At 70.0% G+C, this 16,460-nt stretch carries 15 protein-coding genes; 3 read left to right on the top strand and 12 right to left on the bottom strand.

What is annotated here, in order from left to right; all coding sequences use genetic code 11:
- Positions 1-106 precede the first annotated feature (106 nt).
- Both speB and HSX14_RS03570 read right to left on the bottom strand, forming a co-directional pair.
- The gene (gene speB, locus HSX14_RS03575; protein WP_142012586.1) at positions 107-1,069 is read right to left on the bottom strand and encodes an agmatinase; all 963 of its coding nucleotides are present in this window, start codon (positions 1,067-1,069) and stop codon (positions 107-109) included.
- Between the two features lie 43 nt (positions 1,070-1,112).
- Complete coding sequence (locus HSX14_RS03570; RefSeq protein WP_173177606.1) at positions 1,113-2,195, bottom strand: polyamine ABC transporter substrate-binding protein; 1,083 nt, start codon at positions 2,193-2,195, stop codon at positions 1,113-1,115.
- Positions 2,196-2,305: 110 nt separating this feature from the next.
- On the opposite strand from HSX14_RS03570, the gene HSX14_RS03565 reads away from it, so the two are divergent.
- A complete protein-coding gene (locus HSX14_RS03565) occupies positions 2,306-3,205 on the top strand; it encodes a LysR family transcriptional regulator (protein ID WP_173177604.1) in 900 nt (299 codons plus the stop codon).
- Positions 3,206-3,375: 170 nt separating this feature from the next.
- Here HSX14_RS03565 and HSX14_RS03560 read toward each other — a convergent pair whose 3' ends face one another.
- The 3 genes from HSX14_RS03560 to HSX14_RS03550 all read right to left on the bottom strand — a co-directional run bounded on the left by HSX14_RS03560 (position 3,376) and on the right by HSX14_RS03550 (position 6,770).
- Positions 3,376-4,722: a glutamine synthetase family protein gene (locus tag HSX14_RS03560; RefSeq protein WP_173177602.1), complete on the bottom strand. Its 1,347-nt coding sequence runs from the start codon at positions 4,720-4,722 to the stop codon at positions 3,376-3,378.
- Positions 4,723-4,898: 176 nt separating this feature from the next.
- Positions 4,899-5,456: a helix-turn-helix domain-containing protein gene (locus HSX14_RS03555; RefSeq protein ID WP_173177600.1), complete on the bottom strand. Its 558-nt coding sequence runs from the start codon at positions 5,454-5,456 to the stop codon at positions 4,899-4,901.
- Between the two features lie 24 nt (positions 5,457-5,480).
- Positions 5,481-6,770 carry an NAD(P)/FAD-dependent oxidoreductase gene (locus HSX14_RS03550; protein ID WP_173177598.1) on the bottom strand — a complete coding sequence of 430 codons (1,290 nt, stop codon included), beginning with the start codon at positions 6,768-6,770 and terminating at the stop codon, positions 5,481-5,483.
- A 193-nt stretch (positions 6,771-6,963) separates the two neighbouring features.
- On the opposite strand from HSX14_RS03550, the gene HSX14_RS03545 reads away from it, so the two are divergent.
- Entirely contained in the window at positions 6,964-7,485 is a 522-nt protein-coding gene (locus HSX14_RS03545; RefSeq protein ID WP_173177596.1) for a tetratricopeptide repeat protein, read from the top strand.
- Positions 7,486-7,507: 22 nt separating this feature from the next.
- A complete protein-coding gene (locus HSX14_RS03540) occupies positions 7,508-7,828 on the top strand; it encodes a DUF2388 domain-containing protein (protein WP_173177594.1) in 321 nt (106 codons plus the stop codon).
- On the opposite strand, the gene HSX14_RS03535 is transcribed toward HSX14_RS03540, so the two are convergent.
- The 7 genes from HSX14_RS03535 to HSX14_RS03505 form a co-directional block, all read right to left on the bottom strand.
- Entirely contained in the window at positions 7,819-8,589 is a 771-nt protein-coding gene (locus HSX14_RS03535; RefSeq protein WP_111259534.1) for a COG4705 family protein, read from the bottom strand. The genes HSX14_RS03540 and HSX14_RS03535 overlap by 10 nt on opposite strands.
- Positions 8,590-8,766: 177 nt before the next feature.
- Positions 8,767-9,957, bottom strand: coding sequence for a GGDEF domain-containing protein (locus HSX14_RS03530; protein ID WP_173177592.1), 1,191 nt, complete (start codon positions 9,955-9,957; stop codon positions 8,767-8,769).
- 500 nt (positions 9,958-10,457) lie between these two features.
- Positions 10,458-12,416, bottom strand: a complete 1,959-nt coding sequence (locus HSX14_RS03525) for a PhoX family protein (RefSeq protein ID WP_173177590.1) — start codon at positions 12,414-12,416, stop codon at positions 10,458-10,460.
- Positions 12,417-12,452: 36 nt separating this feature from the next.
- The gene (locus tag HSX14_RS03520; RefSeq protein ID WP_173177588.1) at positions 12,453-13,277 is read right to left on the bottom strand and encodes an energy transducer TonB; all 825 of its coding nucleotides are present in this window, start codon (positions 13,275-13,277) and stop codon (positions 12,453-12,455) included.
- Entirely contained in the window at positions 13,274-13,720 is a 447-nt protein-coding gene (gene tolR, locus HSX14_RS03515) for a protein TolR (RefSeq protein WP_044412031.1), read from the bottom strand. Before tolR ends, HSX14_RS03520 begins: the two co-directional genes overlap by 4 nt.
- Before the next feature lie 8 nt (positions 13,721-13,728).
- Positions 13,729-14,433 (bottom strand): protein TolQ, encoded by a 705-nt coding sequence (gene tolQ / locus HSX14_RS03510; RefSeq protein WP_173177586.1) that lies wholly within the window; start codon positions 14,431-14,433, stop codon positions 13,729-13,731.
- A gap of 74 nt (positions 14,434-14,507) precedes the next feature.
- Positions 14,508-16,433, bottom strand: coding sequence for a phytase (locus HSX14_RS03505; RefSeq protein WP_173177584.1), 1,926 nt, complete (start codon positions 16,431-16,433; stop codon positions 14,508-14,510).
- Between the last annotated feature and the right edge of the window lie 27 nt (positions 16,434-16,460).

Below are 16,460 nucleotides of genomic sequence, written 5' to 3'. Positions count from 1 at the left end.
CCCTGAAGTCCGGGCTACAGATGGGCCTGCCCCGTGGGAGCGGCTTCAGCCGCGATGCTCGTGCTTCACCTCGTTCGGGAATGAACTCGCTTCCACAGAGCCGCGCCTACCGCTCCCCCAACTTATGCCGCGCGGCATACAGGCAGATCATTTCCATCGCCAGGGTCGCGCCGGCCAGGGCGGTGACCTCGGCGTTGTCGTAGGGCGGCGCCACTTCCACCACGTCCATGCCCACCAGGTTGATGCCACGCAGGCCGCGGAGGATTTCCAGCGCCTGGTGGCTGGAGAGCCCGCCGCAAACGGGGGTGCCGGTGCCGGGGGCGAAGGCCGGGTCGAGGCAGTCGATGTCGAAGGTCAGGTACACCGGGTTGTCCCCCACCCGCTCGCGGATGCGCTCGGCGATCTGCTCCGGCGTATGGCGGTGCACCTCGCGGGCGTCCAGCACCTGGAAGCCCATCACGTCGTCGTTGGTGGTGCGCAGGCCGATCTGCACCGAGCGCGCCGGGTCCACCAGGCCCTCGCGGGCGGCGTGGAAGAACATCGTCCCGTGGTCGATGCGCTGGCCCTCTTCGTCCGGCCAGGTGTCGCTGTGGGCGTCGAAGTGGATCAGCGACAGCGGCCCGTGCTTGGCCGCATGGGCCTTGAGCAGCGGGTAGCTGATGAAGTGATCGCCGCCCAGGGTGAGCATCGCCGCGCCGGCCTCGAGGATGTGCGCGGCGTGGGCCTGGATCGCCTCCGGCGTGTGCTGCGGCGTGCCGTGGTCGAAGGCGCAGTCGCCGTAGTCGATCACCGCCAGGTGGTCGAAGGGGTCGAACTCCCAGGGGAAGTGCCGCGCCCAGGCCATCTGCACCGAGGCGGCGCGGATGGCGCGCGGCCCGAAGCGGCTGCCGGGGCGGTTGGTGGTGGCGGTGTCGAAGGGCACCCCGCTCACCACCAGGTCGACGCCGGTGAGGTCGCGGCTGTAGCGCCGGCGCATGAAGCTGGTGATGCCGGCGTAGGTGGCCTCGGCGGCCGTGCCCAGCAGGCTCGGCCGGGTGATGGCCTGGTCGTTGTCGAAGGCGTGTTCCATGTCATCGGGCTCCGTCGGGGGTGGGGTGTGCGTCTGCGCGGGGTCAGTACTGGGTGCGGAAGCGCGTCCAGATGCGGGTGCGCTCGCGCTGCTCCTTGAGGGTCAGCGCCTGCTCGCCGAACAGGCGGTCACGCACGGCCTGGTCCGGGTAGATGTCCGGGTCGTTGGCCACCGCCGGGTCCAGCAAGGGCGTGGCGGCCTGGTTGGCGTTGGCGAAGAACTGGCTGTTGGTCAGCTCGGCGATGGCCTCGGGGCGCAGCATCCAGTCGATGAAGGCGTGGGCCGCCTGGGGGTGCGGCGCGTCGGCGGGGATGGCCAGGGTGTCGAACCAGATCAGCGTGCCCTCGCGGGGGATGCGGTAGACCACCTCGAAGGGCATCTTCGCCTCGCGGGCCTGCTCGGCGGCGATGGCGGCGTCGCCGTTGTAGGTCAGCGCCAGGCAGATCTCGCCCTTGGCCAGGTCGTTGATGTGCTTGCCGGCGCCGACGTAGCGCAGGTTCGGCTGCAACGCGGTGAGCAATTCATGGACCGCCGCGAGGTCGGCCTTGGCGGTGCTGTACGGGTCCTTGCCGAGGTAGTGCAGGGCCACGCTGATGACCTCCTGGGGCGAGTCGATCACGGCGATGCCGCAGTCCTTCAGGCGGCTGGCGTACTCGGGCTTGAACAGCAGGTCGAGGCTGTTCAGCGGTGCATCGGGGATGCGTTTCTGCACAGCGTCGCGGTTCAGCCCCAGGCCGATGGTGCCCCAGGTGTAGGGCACGCCGAAGCGGTTGCCGGGGTCGACGCTAGCGAGCTTGGCCAGCAGCTGCGGGTCGAGGTTGGCGTAGTGGTGCAGTTGCTCGCGCTGCACCGGCTGCACCGCATTGGCCTTGATCGCCCGCGCCAGGCCGCTGCTGGCGGGGAACACCACGTCATAGCCGCTGCCGCCGGTCATCAGCTTGGCGTCGAGGGCCTCGGCGCTGTCGAAGATGTCGTACTTCACCTGGATGCCGGTCTCGGCCTTGAAGCGCTCCAGCGCCTGGGGCGGGATGTAGGCGGACCAGCTGTAGAGGTTCAACTCCCGGTCCTGCCCATGGGCGGGCAGGACACAGGCGGCGAGCAGGGCGAACAACAGGGAAAGGCGCATGGCGAAAGCTCCCGGAGCGGTGATGGGGCGATCCTGCGCCGGGCTTTGCTTCGGATAAATATGAAGTGTTCTACTTTGGCATCGCTCGCCATCGATGTTTGGAGATTCCCATGCTCGCCCAACTCCAGGACCTGGACCTGCAACTGCTCAGGCTGTTCGTCACCGTGGTCGAAAGCGGCGGCTTCAGCGCCGCCCAGGGCGCGCTGGGGGTGGGCCAGTCCACCATCAGCACGCAGATGGCCAAGCTGGAGACGCGCCTGGGCTTCCGCCTGTGCGAGCGCGGCAAGGCCGGCTTCCGCCTGACCCCCAAGGGCGAGCAGGTGCTGGCGGCCACGCGGCGGCTGTTCGGCGCCATCGAGACCTTCAAGGGCGAGGCGCGGGGCATGGCCGACATGCTCCTGGGCGAGCTGCGCATCGGCCTCTCCGAGTCCCTCGACGATGCCGTGATGCAGCGCCTGGCCGATGCCATCCGGCGCTTCCGCTCGCGCCGCCAGGCGGTGCGCATCGAACTGCTCAGCGCCATGCCCGCCGAACTGGAGCGGCGCCTGCTGCAGGACCAGCTGCACCTGGCCATCGGTTACTTCTCCGGCAACCAGCAGGCGCTGGCGCACCGGCCATTGTTCGTCGAGGAGCAGCTGCTGTTCTGCGGCGCCGGGCACCCGCTGTTCGACCGCACGCGCGTGACCGAGAGCGACCTGCGCCAATGCGACCGGGTGCTGCACCCCTACCGCTTCATCGGCGAGGCCGAGCCCTTCCAGTCCGCCGCCAGCAGCGCGGTGACCGAGCAGGTGGAAGGCACCCTGGCGCTGATCCTCTCCGGCGCCCACATCGGCTACCTCCCCCGCCACATCGCCGCGCCCTGGGAGGCACGCGGGCAACTCCGCGCCCTGCTGCCGGAACGACTGGGCTTCGACGTCGAATTCCGCCTCACCCACCACCGCGGCCGGGAGCCCAGCGAAGCGCAGCAGGCGTTCGTCGAAGATCTGGTGGCCGCCTTCGGCGCCTTGTAGGGGCGAATTCATTCGCCAAGCAGTGCGCAGCGCTGCCCGACTCGGTGCCCCCGGGAACACCGCTGGTGGATGGAAAAAGCGCCATCCACCCTACGCCCCGGTCAGCTCCCAGGCCTCGATGCCACTGACTTGCCGCTTGAAGCTTGCTGCTTGCCGCTGCGGCCCCGCCGCTACATGTACCACCGATATTCCCGCGCACTGACCTCGTTGATGAAGTCGAGGTATTCCTGCCGCTTGTTCTCGCAATAGACCATCACGAATTCGCTGCCCAGGCCCTCGTTCACGGCTGCGCTCTGGCGCATGGCGGCGACGGCGGCGGGCATGTCGGTGGGGAAGTCGATGCCGCTGGAGCGGTCTTCGTTGAGCGGGGGGATGGGCTCTTTCGCGGCGTCGAGGCCGTGTTCCATGCCGGTGAGGATGGCCGCCAGCACCAGGTAGGGGTTGGCGTCGGCGCCGGCCAGGCGGTGTTCGATGCGCAGGTTGCGGCCGTCGGACTCGGGGATGCGGATGCACGCATCGCGGTCTTCGAAGCCCCAGCTGGCGCGGCTGGCGGCGTTGACCATGGCGCCGTAGCGGCGGAAGGCGTTGTGGTTGGCGGCGAAGATCGGCATGCAGTGCGGCAGCAGCTCCAGGCAGCCGGCCACGGCGTGGCGCAGGGGGCGCTGGCCGTCGGCGTCGAGCAGGTTGTTGCCCGCGTCGTCGTAGAGGCTGACGTGCACGTGCATGCCGCTGCCCGGCGCGTCCAGGTAGGGCTTGCTCATGAAGCTGGCGCGGTGGCCGTGCTTCAGCGCCACGCCCCGGGTGCTGCGGCAGAACAGGGCGGCCCAGTCGGCGGCCTTGAGGCCGTCGTCGCAGTGGCCGAAGTTGATCTCGAACTGCCCCGGGCCCAGCTCGGCGGTGATGACGTTGGCCGCCACGCCCTGCTGGTTGGCGGCCTCGACCATCTCGTGGAGCACGGTGGAGAAGCGCGACAGGCGCTCGATGTGCATGTTCGGCTGGTCGTCCTCGTCGTCGCACAGGGCGTCGCGGGGGTATTGCGGCAGGCCGTTCTTGAGCGTGCGGTCGAACAGGTAGAACTCCAGCTCGAAGGCCACCACCGGGCGGATGCCGCGACGGGCCAGGCGTTGCAGCACGCGGGCCAGCACCTCGCGCGGTTCGAACTCGATGGGCGCCTCGGTGCCGTCGGAGGTGATCAGCATCTGCCCCAGCGGCTGGCGCTCCCAGCACACCGGCTTGAGGGTGCCCGGCACCAGGCGCCGTGGCGCGTCCGGGTCGCCGTCGGCGAAGCAGTAGTCACCGATGGGGTACAGCCCGCCCTGGGTGCCCAGCAGCACGCAGTTCTGCGGCAGCTTCAGCGGGCCGCCGGCGGCGACCTTCTCCAGCATCTCCACCGGGTAGCGCTTGCCGTAGAAGTGCCCGGGGATGTCCAGGCAGATCAGGTCCACGTAGCGGATTTCCGGGTACCGGGCACGGAAGTCACGCACTTCGGCGAGCAGGTCGGGATGTTGCACGTTCATTGTTTTTGTCCTTCGCGTACAGGGCGTTGGCAGGAGAAATTCGGATCAGAACCGTAGCGAGCGAAGGACAGGCAAGGCGAAAACAGGCGAGGACGCGGAGTTTACGAGCCGTAAATGAGCAGTCCGAGCCTGGTTTCAACGCAGCCTGGCCAAGCGCAGCAGGTTCTGGCCGGATTTCAGGTGAATACCCATAAGACTCGAGTGGGCTTATCGGAAAGGTTGGCGTAGCGGAACTGCGCATGGGCCGGCAGCTGGAAGCTGTCGTTGGGGTGCAGCACCACCGGCTCCTCCGCGTCGTCGAGCCAGATGCTGAGCTCGCCTTCGAGCACGAAGCCGCCCTGCTCGGAGCTGTCGTCCAGGTGGCCTTCGCCGCTGGTGGCGCCGGGCTCCAGGTGGCTTTCGAGCATGGAGAAGCCGGCCGACATGTTCGGCGAGGCGAGCACGTCGGTGATGCCGCCGGCGTAGTAGAGCGTGCGGCGCTCGCCGGGGCGGGTCACCCAGCGCACCTCGCGGGGCTTGCTGAGGCTATAGAAATAGGTCGTGGGCACGCCCAGCGCCTCGCTGATGGCGGTGAGGTCGGCCACGGTCGGGCGCGACAGGCCGCGCTCCACCTGGGAGAGGAAGCCCACCGAGCGGTCGATGCGCGCGGCCAGCTCGCCCAGGGTCAGGTTCTTGTGCTTGCGCAGGTCGCGGATGAGGATCGCGAGGCCTTCGATCTCGTCTTGCATGTCCATGTCGGATCTCCTTCGGTGCCGGCGTCAGGCCAGGTCACGCAAGCGATACCAGGCTTTGCCGGCGGCTTCCAGCGGTGCGGCCAGCAGCGAGCCGCCGGGGAAGCGCGGGTTGTCCAGGCCCTGGTAGAGCGCGAGCAGTTGCTCGTCGCCGAGGATGGCGTCGGCCACCGCGCGGGCGCCGGCGAGGGTCGGCAGGATGCCGTGGCCGGAGAAGCCCTGCAGCCAGTAGCGCTGGCCCTGGCGGCCGATGTCCGGGGTGCGCTTCATGGTGACGTCGATGTGCCCGCCCCAGCCGTAGTCGATCTGCACGCCCTTGAGCTGCGGGAACACGCGCTCCAGGTAGGGCCGGGTGGCGGCAGGCACATCCTTGGGCAGGCCGCCCAGGTAGGTGCAGCCGCCGCCGAACAGCAGGCGGTGGTCGGGGGTGAGGCGGAAGTAGTCGGGCACGAACTGGTTGTCGATCACGCAGCTGTTTCTCGGCAGCAGCGAGCGCGCCAGCTCGGGGTCCAGCGGCGCGGTGGCCACCTGGTAGGAGCCCACCGGCAGCAGGCGCGAGGACAGCTGGCGGTCGAGGCCGTCGACATAGGCGTTGCAGGCCAGCACCAGCACGTCGCCACGCACCTCGCCCTCGGGCGTGCGCGCCACGTAGCCGGCCGGCGTCTCGCGGTATTCCAGCACCTGGCTCTGCTCGAAGATGCGCCCGCCGGCCGCCTCGATGGCACTGGCCAGGCCCTGGGCCAGCTTCAGCGGGTTGAGGTGGGCGGCCTCCGGGTCATAGAGCGCGGCCTTGTAGCGCGGGCTGTCGATCCACTCCGGCAGCTCGTCGCGCTCGATCAGGCGCATGGCGTCGTAGCCCCACTTCTGCTCGGCGTCGCGCTGGGCCTCGCGCAGCAGTTCGACGCGACGCTCCAGCACCGCCGTCCACAGGCTGCCGACGCGGTAGTCGACATCGAAGCCGTGGCGCTGCGGCAGCTCGCGCATCTCGCCGGCGGCCCAGCGCATGCTGTCCCACAGGTGGCGGGTGCGCTCCTGCCCCAGGGCCTTTTCCAGCGGCGGCATGTCGCACGACCAGCCCAGCAGCGCCTGCCCCCCATTGCGCCCGGACGCCGCCCAGGCCACGCGGCTTGCCTCCAGCAGCACCACGCGCTTGCCGGCCAGGGCCAGGCGCAGCGCGGTGTGCAGGCCGCTGAAGCCGGCGCCGATGATCAGCACCTCGCTGTCCAGGCTGCCCTGCAGGCGCGGGCGCAGGGGGATGGAGCCGGGGTAGCTGGCGGCGTACCAGGTGCCGACATGCTGGGCGGATTGCTTGAACATGCGAGGCCTCATGAAATTTGAATTGATAAATTTCATGAAAATCTAGCATCTGATTTTCACAAAGCCAAGCGGCGAGATGCCGACGACCTCGACCGGCTCACAGCAGGGCGTTGCACCCCAGGCGAAAGCTGTTGTCCGATAAGCCGCCAAGAACCATCGAGCCGCGAGCCCTCGCGGCGGCAGGAGTGAAAGGATGAAAGCACGATACCTGGCGGCGCTCTGCGCCCTGGCGCTGCTGGCCGGCTGCAGCCATGACCAGCCCAAGCCCGAAGCACCGCCGCAGCGCCTGCCCAACCAGGTGCAGGACCAGCCCACGCCTCTGGAGCTGCTGCGCAGCAACGCCGAGCGCGGCGACCTGGAAGCCCAGTTCCAGCTCGGCAGTCATTTCTTCGTGAGCAAGCCGGCCGACCTCAAGCAGGCCGAGTTCTGGTGGAAGCGCGCCGCCGACCAGGGCCACGCCATGGCGGCGGTGAGCCTCGCCTACCTCTACACCGGGCGCAACGACCCGGCCTACGCCAACCAGCAGGCGATGCTGAAGTACCTCAACCAGTCCGCCGCCGCCGGCAACCCGATGGCCCAGCACGTGCTCGGCAGCCTCTACCTCAAGGGCGAACAGGGTGTGCCGCGCGACCCGGACCAGGCCCGGCGCCTCTACCAGGCCGCCTGCGGCCAGCGCTACGAGGCCAGCTGCGCGGCCCTCAAGAGCCTGCCCTGAGCCCAGCGATCAAGGACGAACCATGCGCATCCCGTTCTGCCTGATGCTGCTGGCCCTGCCCGCAGCCGCCATGGCCGACGAAGGCACCGGCTCCTGGCTGCTCAGCAGCAGCGCGGCCACCACCTTCGCCCCTGCCACCACCAGCAACCTCAGCCGTGATCGGCGCGAGCCGGGCGTCTACGCGCTGGCCCGCGACGACGCGGCGGCCTTCGTCGCCAGCGACGGGCGCATCCGTGGCGCGCAGCTGGAACGGGCGCTGCAGGCCCTGCACCAGCAACCCGCGACGGCGGGCACCGACGACATGAGCCTCGCCCGCGCCCTCGCCGCCTCGGCCTATCGCTGAGGCGAACGCGCCAGCGGCAGCTCCGCATAGGCGGCGCGCTGGCGCTGCACCCAGGTCGCGTACACCACCAGCATCAGCAGCACGCCGCCCAGCACCAGGGACGAACCGACGGTGCCGAAGTCCAGCCCGCCCTTCTCGTGGCTCTTGGTCAGCACGTCGCCCAGGGTCGCGCCGAAGGGCCGGGTGAGCACGAAGGCCAGCCAGAACAGCAGCACGGTGGAAAGGCGCGTCAGGTAGTGAGCGGCGACCACGATGGCCAGCGCACCGCCGATCAGCAGCGCGCCACCGGCGAAGCCGAGCCCGGAATCATCGGCGAGGTAGTCGCCCAGCGCCGTACCCAGGGTGTTGGAGAAGAGGATCGCGCCCCAGTAGAACAGCTCGCCGCGCCGCGAACGGATGCGGTCCACCGACAGCGAACCCTCGGTGACCCGCCACAGCGCGAAGATGCACAGCAGGATGCCGATCAGGATCGCCGAGCCGGTGGCGTAGCCCAGGCCCAGGGTGCGGTCCATGAAGTCGGACATGGTGGTGCCGGCGGTGCTGGTGGAAAGGATCACCGCCCAGTACACCAGCGGGTTGTAGCGCTTGCTCGCCAGCTGCGTCAGCAGGGTGGCGAAGAACGCGCTGATGAGGATCAGCGAGCTGATCGCATAGCCGACGTCCAGCGTCATCGACAGCAGGTCCCCGGCCGTCTCGCCGAGCGTGGTGGCGCAGATCTTCATGATCCAGAAGGCCAGGGTGATCTGGGGCAACTTGTTCATCGCGACTCCCGGGGTCCGCCCGAAGAGAAGGCGCACCGCAGGCGGCCGCCAACGCGAGGCACGGACCCGGTCTGCCCCAGCGCGATGCAAGGTTGCGGGCCCGGGAGTGAAAATGCGGTGAAGGAAGCATGAAAGGAATGTCGGGGGTGTCCTTTCAGTGGGCCCGCAGCCCGAGCCTCAGTCCGCCACCGTCACGCGGTTGCGGCCTTCGCCCTTGGAGCGGTAGAGCGCCTCGTCCGCGCGCTTGTAGAGGCTGGCGCGGGTGTCGCCCGGCTCGCTCAGGGCCACGCCGATGCTCACCGTCAGCACGCCGGAAACCTGCGAGCCCTCGTGGGGGATGCCCAGGGCCTCGACACGCTGGCGCACGCGTTCGGCGGTGCGGGTGGCGAAGTCCGGCACCAGGTCGCAGAACACCAGGGCGAACTCCTCGCCCCCCAGGCGGGCGGCGATGTCCAGGGAGCGCCGGGGCAGCGCGCCCAGGGTCTCCGCCACCGCCTGCAGGGCGGCGTCGCCCATCGGGTGGCCATAGCGGTCGTTGTAGGCCTTGAAGTAGTCCACATCCACCAGCATCAGCCCCAGGCAATGGCGCTCCCGCTGGCTTTCGAGCAGGGCGCGCTCGAGGAGGATCTCGAACATGCGCCGGTTGAACAGCCCGGTGAGGCTGTCGCTGTCGGCCAGTTCCTTGAGCGCCGCGCGGGTGAGGAACTGGCGGCGCGTGGCGGATTCCTGGAAGTAGCGCGACATGCCGGCGAAGACCATGGCGACCAGGGGGTAGATGGACAGGGCGATGAAGTCGTCGAGATAGCCCTCCGGGAGAAAGACCGGGATCGCCACCAGCATGACGATGAAGGTGACCACCGCGCAGACCACCGAGCCCCAGTAGCTGTAGCCGACCGGGAAGAAGATGGCGATCAGCACCAGGATCATGCCGTCGAGGTTGAACGGCATCCCGACCTGCTCCAGCACCTGCATGTAGAGGATGTTGCTGACCAGCGTCGTGGTGCCGATGAAGAACACGGTGCAGGGCACCCAGAAGGCACCCGCCGAGCGATCGTTGCCGTAGAGCACCATGGACGCCGAGAGCATGATCCCGGCCAGGGCGATCAGGCGCATGCCGAAGATCGCCGGGGTCAGCGTCGCATCGTAGTGGCGCAGGGCGTAGAAGATGTCGAAGCCGAGGAAGAACAGCAGCGCCAGCAGCAGCGTGCAGAGGGCGCCGATACGCGTGGTGCGGAAGGCCCGGTAGTTGGAGAGGCGGTATTCCGCCTCCAGTTCGGGCTCGAAACGCAGCCAGCCGAAGCCTTTGTTGAGCTGCCGCGTGTAGCGGCTCTCGGCGTAGTGGCTGAGCAACAGCTGGACCTTATCCATCCCTGACCTCACCTCCCGCACCCTCAGGTAAACAGCTTTCAGGGGATCGCCCATGGAAGCCGACATGCCAAAAGTATGGCATGGCGCCACCAGCGCGAACCGTCGCTGCATCAATCCTTGTACGGGTTTCAGGCCATACCGCTGCTCGTCAGGCGCCGCCTCGCAACCCCTGGCGACATGCCGTTGAAACGCTTGAAGGGGCGACGGAATGCCGCATCCGATGGCTAGCCGAGCTTCGCGAGCAGAGCTCGCTCCGACGGGAGCCGGCGTCGTGCACAGCCGTAGGTTGGGCCGAGGTACGAGGCCCAACGCGCGAAGTCGAACCCGGCATCGTTGGGCCTCGCTGCGCTCGGCGCCAACCTACGGAGAGCGCTCCCTCGGCGTAGCCAAGCTTCGCGAGCAGAGCTCGCTCCTACGGGAGCCGGCGTCGTGCACAGCCGCAGGTTGGGCCGAGGTACGAGGCCCAACGCGCGGAGTCGAACCCGGCATCGGGCGTGGAATCAGCTGCCGATCACGCCGCCGTCGTTCCTGGTGATGAGCACGGTGGTGGAGCGCGGGCGGCTCTTGCCGTCGCTGGCGGGGTAGCTGATGCCGGGGTGCTGGATGTTGACCCACATGCTGCGGCCGTCCGGGGTGAAGGTGATGCCGGTCAGTTCGCAGCCGCGCGGGCCGACCAGGAAGCGGCGCACCTCGCGGGTCCTGGGGTCGGCGCAGAGCAGCTGGTTGCAGCCGATGCGCGCCATGGCCGGTTCGATGTCATCGAAGTCGGTCTCGATCCACAGGCGGCCGGCGGGGTCGAAGGCCAGGCCGTCCGGCGAGGAGAAGGCGTCGCCGTTGATGGTGCCGATGAGGTTGGCCGGCACCGGCTGGCCCTTGTCGTCCTTCGCTCCCTGGGGTTCGCCGGCGAGCAGGAAGATCTCCCATTCGAAGGTGGTGGCGGTGGGGTCGCCGCCCGCCTCGTTCCAGCGCAGGATCTGCCCGTGCAGGTTGTGCGGGCGCGGGTTGGCGGCGTTGAGCGGCTTCTTGGCGCCGCGCTCGTCGTTGTTGGTGAGGGTGACGTAGACCTCGCGGGTCTCCGGGTGCGCGGCCACCCACTCGGGCCGGTCCATGGGCGTGGCGCCCACCCGGTCGCCGGCGGCGCGGGCGTTGAGCAGCACCTCGGCCTGGCTGGGGAAGCCGTTCTCGGCGGTGAGGCCGTTCTGCCCGTGCACCAGGGCCAGCCACTGGCCCTTGCCGTCGTCGTCGAAGCGGGCGACGTAGAGGGTGCCCTCGTCCAGCAGGTCGCGGGCGGCCCTGGGGTTGGCGGCGTCGAAGCGGCCGCTGGGCACGAACTTGTAGATGTACTCGCCCTTGGTGTCGTCGCCGTAGTAGTAGGCCATGCGCCCGTCCTTGCCGAGGGACAGGGTGGAGCACTCGCGGCAGAAGCGGCCGACGGCGGTGCGCTTCTTCGGCGTGCTAGTGGGGTCGAAGGGGTCGATCTCCACCACCCAGCCGAAGCGGTGCGGCTCCTGCACGTGGCCGTCGTGGGGCTGGTCGCGGTAGGGCGTGGCGTCGAAGCGGGGGTCGGCGGTCTCCCAGCCGTAGTTCTTGCTCAACCCTTCCCTGGCGATGCCGTAGCGCTTGTGGGACACGCGCTGGGCATGGTCGGCCGCGTCGCGGTTGATGAAGTAGTTGTGCCAGTTCTCCTCGCAGGCGAGGTAGGTGCCCCAGGGGGTGACGCCCATGGAGCAGTTGTTGAGGGTGCCGATCACCTCCCGCCCGCTGGGGTCGGAGGCGGTCTTCATCAGCGGGTGGCCGGCCAGCGGGCCGCTGAGCTGCATGGGGGTGAGGGTGGAGATGCGGCGGTTGTAGCGCGAGCCGGCGACCCGCTGCCAGTGGCCGCTGCCGTCCTTCTTCACCTCGATGACGCTGACGCCGTGGGCGGCCTGCTCCTTCTTCACGTCCTCCGCCTTGCGCTTGCCGTCGACGTAGACGATGCCGGCGGCGTGCAGGGTGGGGTTGATGTATTCGTGGTTGATCACCAGCAGGCCGTGGTCGTTGGGCGCCTCCGGGAAGGGGAAGAAGTGCATGCCGTCGTGGTTGTCGCCGGCCTGCTTGAGCTGGTCCTCCCAGGTTTCGCTGGCATCGCCCTTGAAGGCCGGCGCATCGGCGAGCACGGCGTCGCCCCAGGAGAAGAACGGCCGGGCGCTGTAGCCCTCGGCGACGATGACCTGGTCGAATTTGGCATCGAACTGCTGGGGCACGCCCTTGAAGCCCAGCAACCCGTCGTCGGCCACCGCGCGGCAGGCGCTGATGCCGCCGCCGAAGAAGCCCAGGGCCGCCATCGCCAGGCCACCCTTGAGCACGTTGCGGCGGCCGGCATCGACCATCCGGTCCAGGCTGCGGTTGCCGCTGGGGTTGATGGCCTCGTCGTCGTGGGCGGCGAGTGCGGCATGGAAGGCTGCGAAGTCCTGGTTCATCACGTCTCTCTTCTGGTCTGCGCCGGCGCTGCGCGCTCAGCGTTCGATGCGGTAGTGGAAGGTGTTGCGCACGCCGGGCACGGCCACGGGCTGGCCGTTCTCCAGGCGCGGCTGGTAGCGGAAAGTCTGCGCCGCGGCCAGTGACGGGCGGATGAACAGCGGGTGACAGTCGCCCACCACCTGCGGGTCCTCGACGCGGCCTTGCGGGTTGACCCGGTACTCCACCGTGCAGTCGCCCTGGATGCCCTTGTCGAGGGCGCGCTGGGGGTAGTCCGGCGCTTCCTTGGCGATCGGCAGGTACTGGCGGCTGTTGGCGGCGGCTTCGGCAGCGGCCTGGCGCGCGCGCTCGGCGGCCTGGCGTTGCTGTTCCGCCTGGCGGGCCAGGTCGAGCTGGCGCTGCTGTTCGGCGGCGACGCGCTCGGCCTCCAGGCGCTGCTGCTCGCGGCGCTGGGTTTCCCGCTGCACCTGCTCCTGGCGCTTCTGCTCCTCCACCCGCTTGCGCGCCAGGGCGGCCTGCTCCTGCTTGCGCTGCTCGATGCGCGGGTCGACCTGCGGCTTCGGCGGTTCGAGCGGCACCGGGGGTGGCGCCACCGGGGCGGGCTCGGCCACGGCCGGCTGCACCGGCGCCGGGGGCGCGGGGGCCGGTTCGGGCACCGGCGCGGGCAGGCTGATGAGCTGGGTGGTGAGCACCCGCTGCACGGGTTCGGCCGGGCGTTCGGGGGCCCAGCCGGCCATCAGCAGCACCAGCGCAGCCAGGTGCAGGGCCAGGGCGCAGCCGGCGGCGAAGGCGTGGCGCCAGAACCCGGCAGCGGGCAGGCGCAGGCGGGAAAGCGGGGTGTCGCCCATGACCATCACGCTCATTGCGGCGCCTCGGTGATCAGCCCGAGGTTGGCCACCCCGCCCTGCTGCAGCGCGGCCATGGCGGCCACCACCTTGCCGTAGCCGGCGTCCTGGTCGGCGCGGATGTACACCTGGGTGTCGCCGCGCTCGGCGATCAGCGCGCCCACCTTGGCGGTCATCTCCTCCAGGGCCACGGCGCTGTCGGTCCGGTTTTCGGTGTCCAGCTCGGTGCCGAGGTTCCAGTAGTAGCCGCCGTCGGCCTGCACCGAGAGGGTGAGGATGCGCTGCTGGCTGTCACGGGGCAGCGCCTCGCTGGCCACCTTTGGCAGTTCGATCTTCACGCCCTGGGTGAGCATCGGCGCGGTGACCATGAAGATCACCAGCAGCACCAGCATCACGTCGATGTAGGGCACCACGTTCATTTCGGCCTTGGGGCCGTGCTTGCGCTGGGGGCGGACGAGCATGCTGCACCTCAGGCCGCGGCGGCGACGGGGTTGGTGCCGACCAGCCGGCGTTGCAGGCGGCCCTGCAGCTCGTTGCCGAAGGCGTAGTAGCGCGCCACCAGCCCCTGGACGCGGGCCGAGAAGCGGTTGTAGGCGATCACCGCGGGGATGGCGGCGAACAGGCCGATGGCGGTGGCGATCAGCGCTTCGGCGATGCCCGGGGCCACGGTGGAGAGGGTCGCCTGCTGCACCTGGGACAGGCCGATGAAGGAATTCATGATCCCCCACACGGTGCCGAACAGGCCGATGTAGGGGCTGACCGAGCCGACGGTGGCGAGGAAGGTGAGGCCCTTCTCCAGGCGCTCCTCCTCCTCGGCGATGGCGACGTAGAGGCTGCGCTCGACACCGTCCACCACAATGTCCGGGGCGATGCCCGGCTCGCGGCGCAGCTGGGCGAACGCCTGGTAGCCGGCGTGGAAGATGCGCTCCAGGGCGGCGTCCTCGTCCGGCTCGCCGTCCTTGCGCTGCAGCTGGCCGAGTTCGGCGGTGCCGCGCAGGCGCGCCAGGAAGGCCTTGGCCTGCCGCTCGACGCGCCCCAGCAGGGCACCGCGCTGGACGATCAGGTACCAGCTGAACAGGGAGGCGAGCAGCAGGATCGCCATCACCCCTTTCACCAGCAGGCTGGCGTCGCTGATCAGGCCCCAGACGGTCATCTGTTCCAGTGTTGCGTGCATGGTTCGGTTCCTCGTGTTGCCGGGCCCGCTGGCCCTATTCGATTACGCGGTGGTGACGGATTGATGACAGCGCTTCAGTGCAGGCCCAGGGTCCGGGCCACCTCGGCCCAGGGCACGAACTTGAAGTTCTGGGTCTGCTCGGGCATGCGCTTGCGGCCGTCCTGCACCACCAGCATTCCCTGGCTCCAGGGGCCGCCGAGGTTGGCGGAGGTGACTTCCAGGCCGTCGGTCTCCGAGGCGCCGTCGATGCCGGCGGCGGCGTTGAGGCCGACGCGGAAGGCGCCGCGCAGGGCGAAGGGCGGCTCGGCGTCGAGCACCACGTAGCTGTCGTTGCCCTGGCTGGAGATCACCAGGTAGTCGCGGGCCTCGCTCTGGTAGAGGGCCAGGCCCTCGACGTCGGCGTGCAGCGCGTCGCCCACCTTCATCACCGAGGCGAGGTCGGCGGGGGCGTCGGCGCGCGCGTCCAGGGCCCAGACGCCGACGTCCTCCTCGCCGATGAACAGGCGCTGGCGCTGGTCGTCGGCGACACAGCCCTCGGGCTGGCTGTCGACGCGGAACTCGCGCACCAGCTGCCCGCTCGCCGCGCCGCCGGCGCCGTCCAGGCGGTATTGCAGGAAGCGCCCGTCCTTGCCGTTGGCGAAGGCGTAGAGCTCGCCGGAGGCCGGCTGGAACAGGCAGATGCCGTAGATCTCCTTCAGCGGGGTGGGCACCTCGCCGGCCGGCTTCACCTCGCCCGTGGCGCGGTCGATGGCGAACAGGCTGAGGCTGTTGCGGTCGCGGTTGCTGGCCACGGCGAGGTCGACCCGCTGGCCGCCGAGGGCGAAGCCGGGGCGCACGTCGACGTTGTTCAGGCGGCCCACCGGCAGTTCCTGCAGCAGCTGGCCGTCGAGGCCGTAGACCAGCAGGCCCTGCTTCTTGTTGGTGCCGAGCACGCGGCTGGCGGCCGCATCGTTGGGGTTGACCCAGATGGCCGGGTCGTCCGCCGCATCGCCCTGGCGGCCCACCGGCTCGCTCTGGCGCAGGGCGGCGACGCCGGGCAGCGCCGGCGGCAGGGCCACAGGCTGCGCCTGCCAGTCCAGCCGGCCCTGGTGGAAGCGCCCGCTGGCGTCGTCCTGCAGCAGCAGCTCGGTGCCCTTGGCGCTGGCGGCCACGGCGATGCGCTCGGGCTCGTCCAGGCCCGGCAGCGGCAGGCTGGCCACGGCCTGCCAGGCCTCGCCCTGCTGCTGGTAGAGGTGCAGGCGGGCGGCGGACGGGTCCAGCGCCAGCAGGCCGCCGGGCACCACGGCCATGGCCCCGGCGCGTTTCGCCAGGCCGCCGAAGGGGGCCACCAGGTCCACCGGCACGCGGGCGCTGTCGGCTTCCGGGTGGGCCGGGTAGGCCCAGAGGCCGACGTTCTCTTCGTTGACGAACAGGCGGTTGGCAGCGTCGTCCACCTGGCAGTATTCGGCCGCCGGTGGCAGGGCCAGGCCGCGCACGCGCCGGGCCTCGGCATTCAGGCGCGGGCCGGCGCCCACCAGCCACTGTTCGCCGTGGCCGTCCTCGCCCACCAGGAACAGGTAGAGGTTGCGCGCGTCGTCGCGGTACAGGCAGAGCCCGGCGACGGCGTAGTCGCGGGCCGGCAGCTGCAGCGGGGCGCCCCAGCGCTGGGCTTCGGTGTCCAGGCTCACCAGGGTGGCCTGCTGGGTGGCGTTGTCGAGGCTGGCGACGATCACGCCCCGGGGCCCGGCGCTGCGCAGGTCGAGGCCGGAGAAGGAGCCCGGCAGGCGCGCCCGCTCGCGGCCTTCGCCGTCGAGCAGGAGCAGGCCGTCGCGCTCGCTGGCGGCCAGGCGGGCGTCGCTGCCGGGCAGCGGGCGGAGGTCTTCGGCCTTGAGGGCGGAGGCGCCCCATGGGCTGAGGTCGAGCCGGGGGGACGAGGACTCGGCGGCCGGGCGCGGCTGGCAGGCGGCCAGGCCGAACAGGGCGGCGAACAGCAGGGCGGTGCGGGGGCGGATAGCGGTCATCGGGCGGTTCCAGGCGATACGGGGGTG

This window comes from Pseudomonas tohonis (assembly GCF_012767755.2).
GTDB classification, from domain to species: domain Bacteria; phylum Pseudomonadota; class Gammaproteobacteria; order Pseudomonadales; family Pseudomonadaceae; genus Metapseudomonas; species Metapseudomonas tohonis.
Note: the sequence above shows the minus strand (reverse complement) of the source record. Positions and strands in the feature narration are given on the sequence as shown.

What these genes read in the sequence shown, in the direction of transcription:
- HSX14_RS03565 (WP_173177604.1), top strand. Translation starts at nt 2,306, where the DNA reads ATGCTCGCCCAACTCCAGGACCTGGACCTGCAACTGCTCAGGCTGTTC.
- HSX14_RS03550 (WP_173177598.1), bottom strand. Translation starts at nt 6,770, where the DNA reads ATGTTCAAGCAATCCGCCCAGCATGTCGGCACCTGGTACGCCGCCAGC.
- HSX14_RS03525 (WP_173177590.1), bottom strand. Translation starts at nt 12,416, where the DNA reads ATGAACCAGGACTTCGCAGCCTTCCATGCCGCACTCGCCGCCCACGAC.
- HSX14_RS03520 (WP_173177588.1), bottom strand. Translation starts at nt 13,277, where the DNA reads ATGAGCGTGATGGTCATGGGCGACACCCCGCTTTCCCGCCTGCGCCTG.
- tolR (WP_044412031.1), bottom strand. Translation starts at nt 13,720, where the DNA reads ATGCTCGTCCGCCCCCAGCGCAAGCACGGCCCCAAGGCCGAAATGAAC.
- HSX14_RS03535 (WP_111259534.1), bottom strand. Translation starts at nt 8,589, where the DNA reads ATGAACAAGTTGCCCCAGATCACCCTGGCCTTCTGGATCATGAAGATC.
- HSX14_RS03530 (WP_173177592.1), bottom strand. Translation starts at nt 9,957, where the DNA reads ATGGATAAGGTCCAGCTGTTGCTCAGCCACTACGCCGAGAGCCGCTAC.
- HSX14_RS03560 (WP_173177602.1), bottom strand. Translation starts at nt 4,722, where the DNA reads ATGAACGTGCAACATCCCGACCTGCTCGCCGAAGTGCGTGACTTCCGT.
- HSX14_RS03505 (WP_173177584.1), bottom strand. Translation starts at nt 16,433, where the DNA reads ATGACCGCTATCCGCCCCCGCACCGCCCTGCTGTTCGCCGCCCTGTTC.
- HSX14_RS03570 (WP_173177606.1), bottom strand. Translation starts at nt 2,195, where the DNA reads ATGCGCCTTTCCCTGTTGTTCGCCCTGCTCGCCGCCTGTGTCCTGCCC.
- speB (WP_142012586.1), bottom strand. Translation starts at nt 1,069, where the DNA reads ATGGAACACGCCTTCGACAACGACCAGGCCATCACCCGGCCGAGCCTG.
- HSX14_RS03540 (WP_173177594.1), top strand. Translation starts at nt 7,508, where the DNA reads ATGCGCATCCCGTTCTGCCTGATGCTGCTGGCCCTGCCCGCAGCCGCC.
- HSX14_RS03545 (WP_173177596.1), top strand. Translation starts at nt 6,964, where the DNA reads ATGAAAGCACGATACCTGGCGGCGCTCTGCGCCCTGGCGCTGCTGGCC.
- HSX14_RS03555 (WP_173177600.1), bottom strand. Translation starts at nt 5,456, where the DNA reads ATGGACATGCAAGACGAGATCGAAGGCCTCGCGATCCTCATCCGCGAC.
- tolQ (WP_173177586.1), bottom strand. Translation starts at nt 14,433, where the DNA reads ATGCACGCAACACTGGAACAGATGACCGTCTGGGGCCTGATCAGCGAC.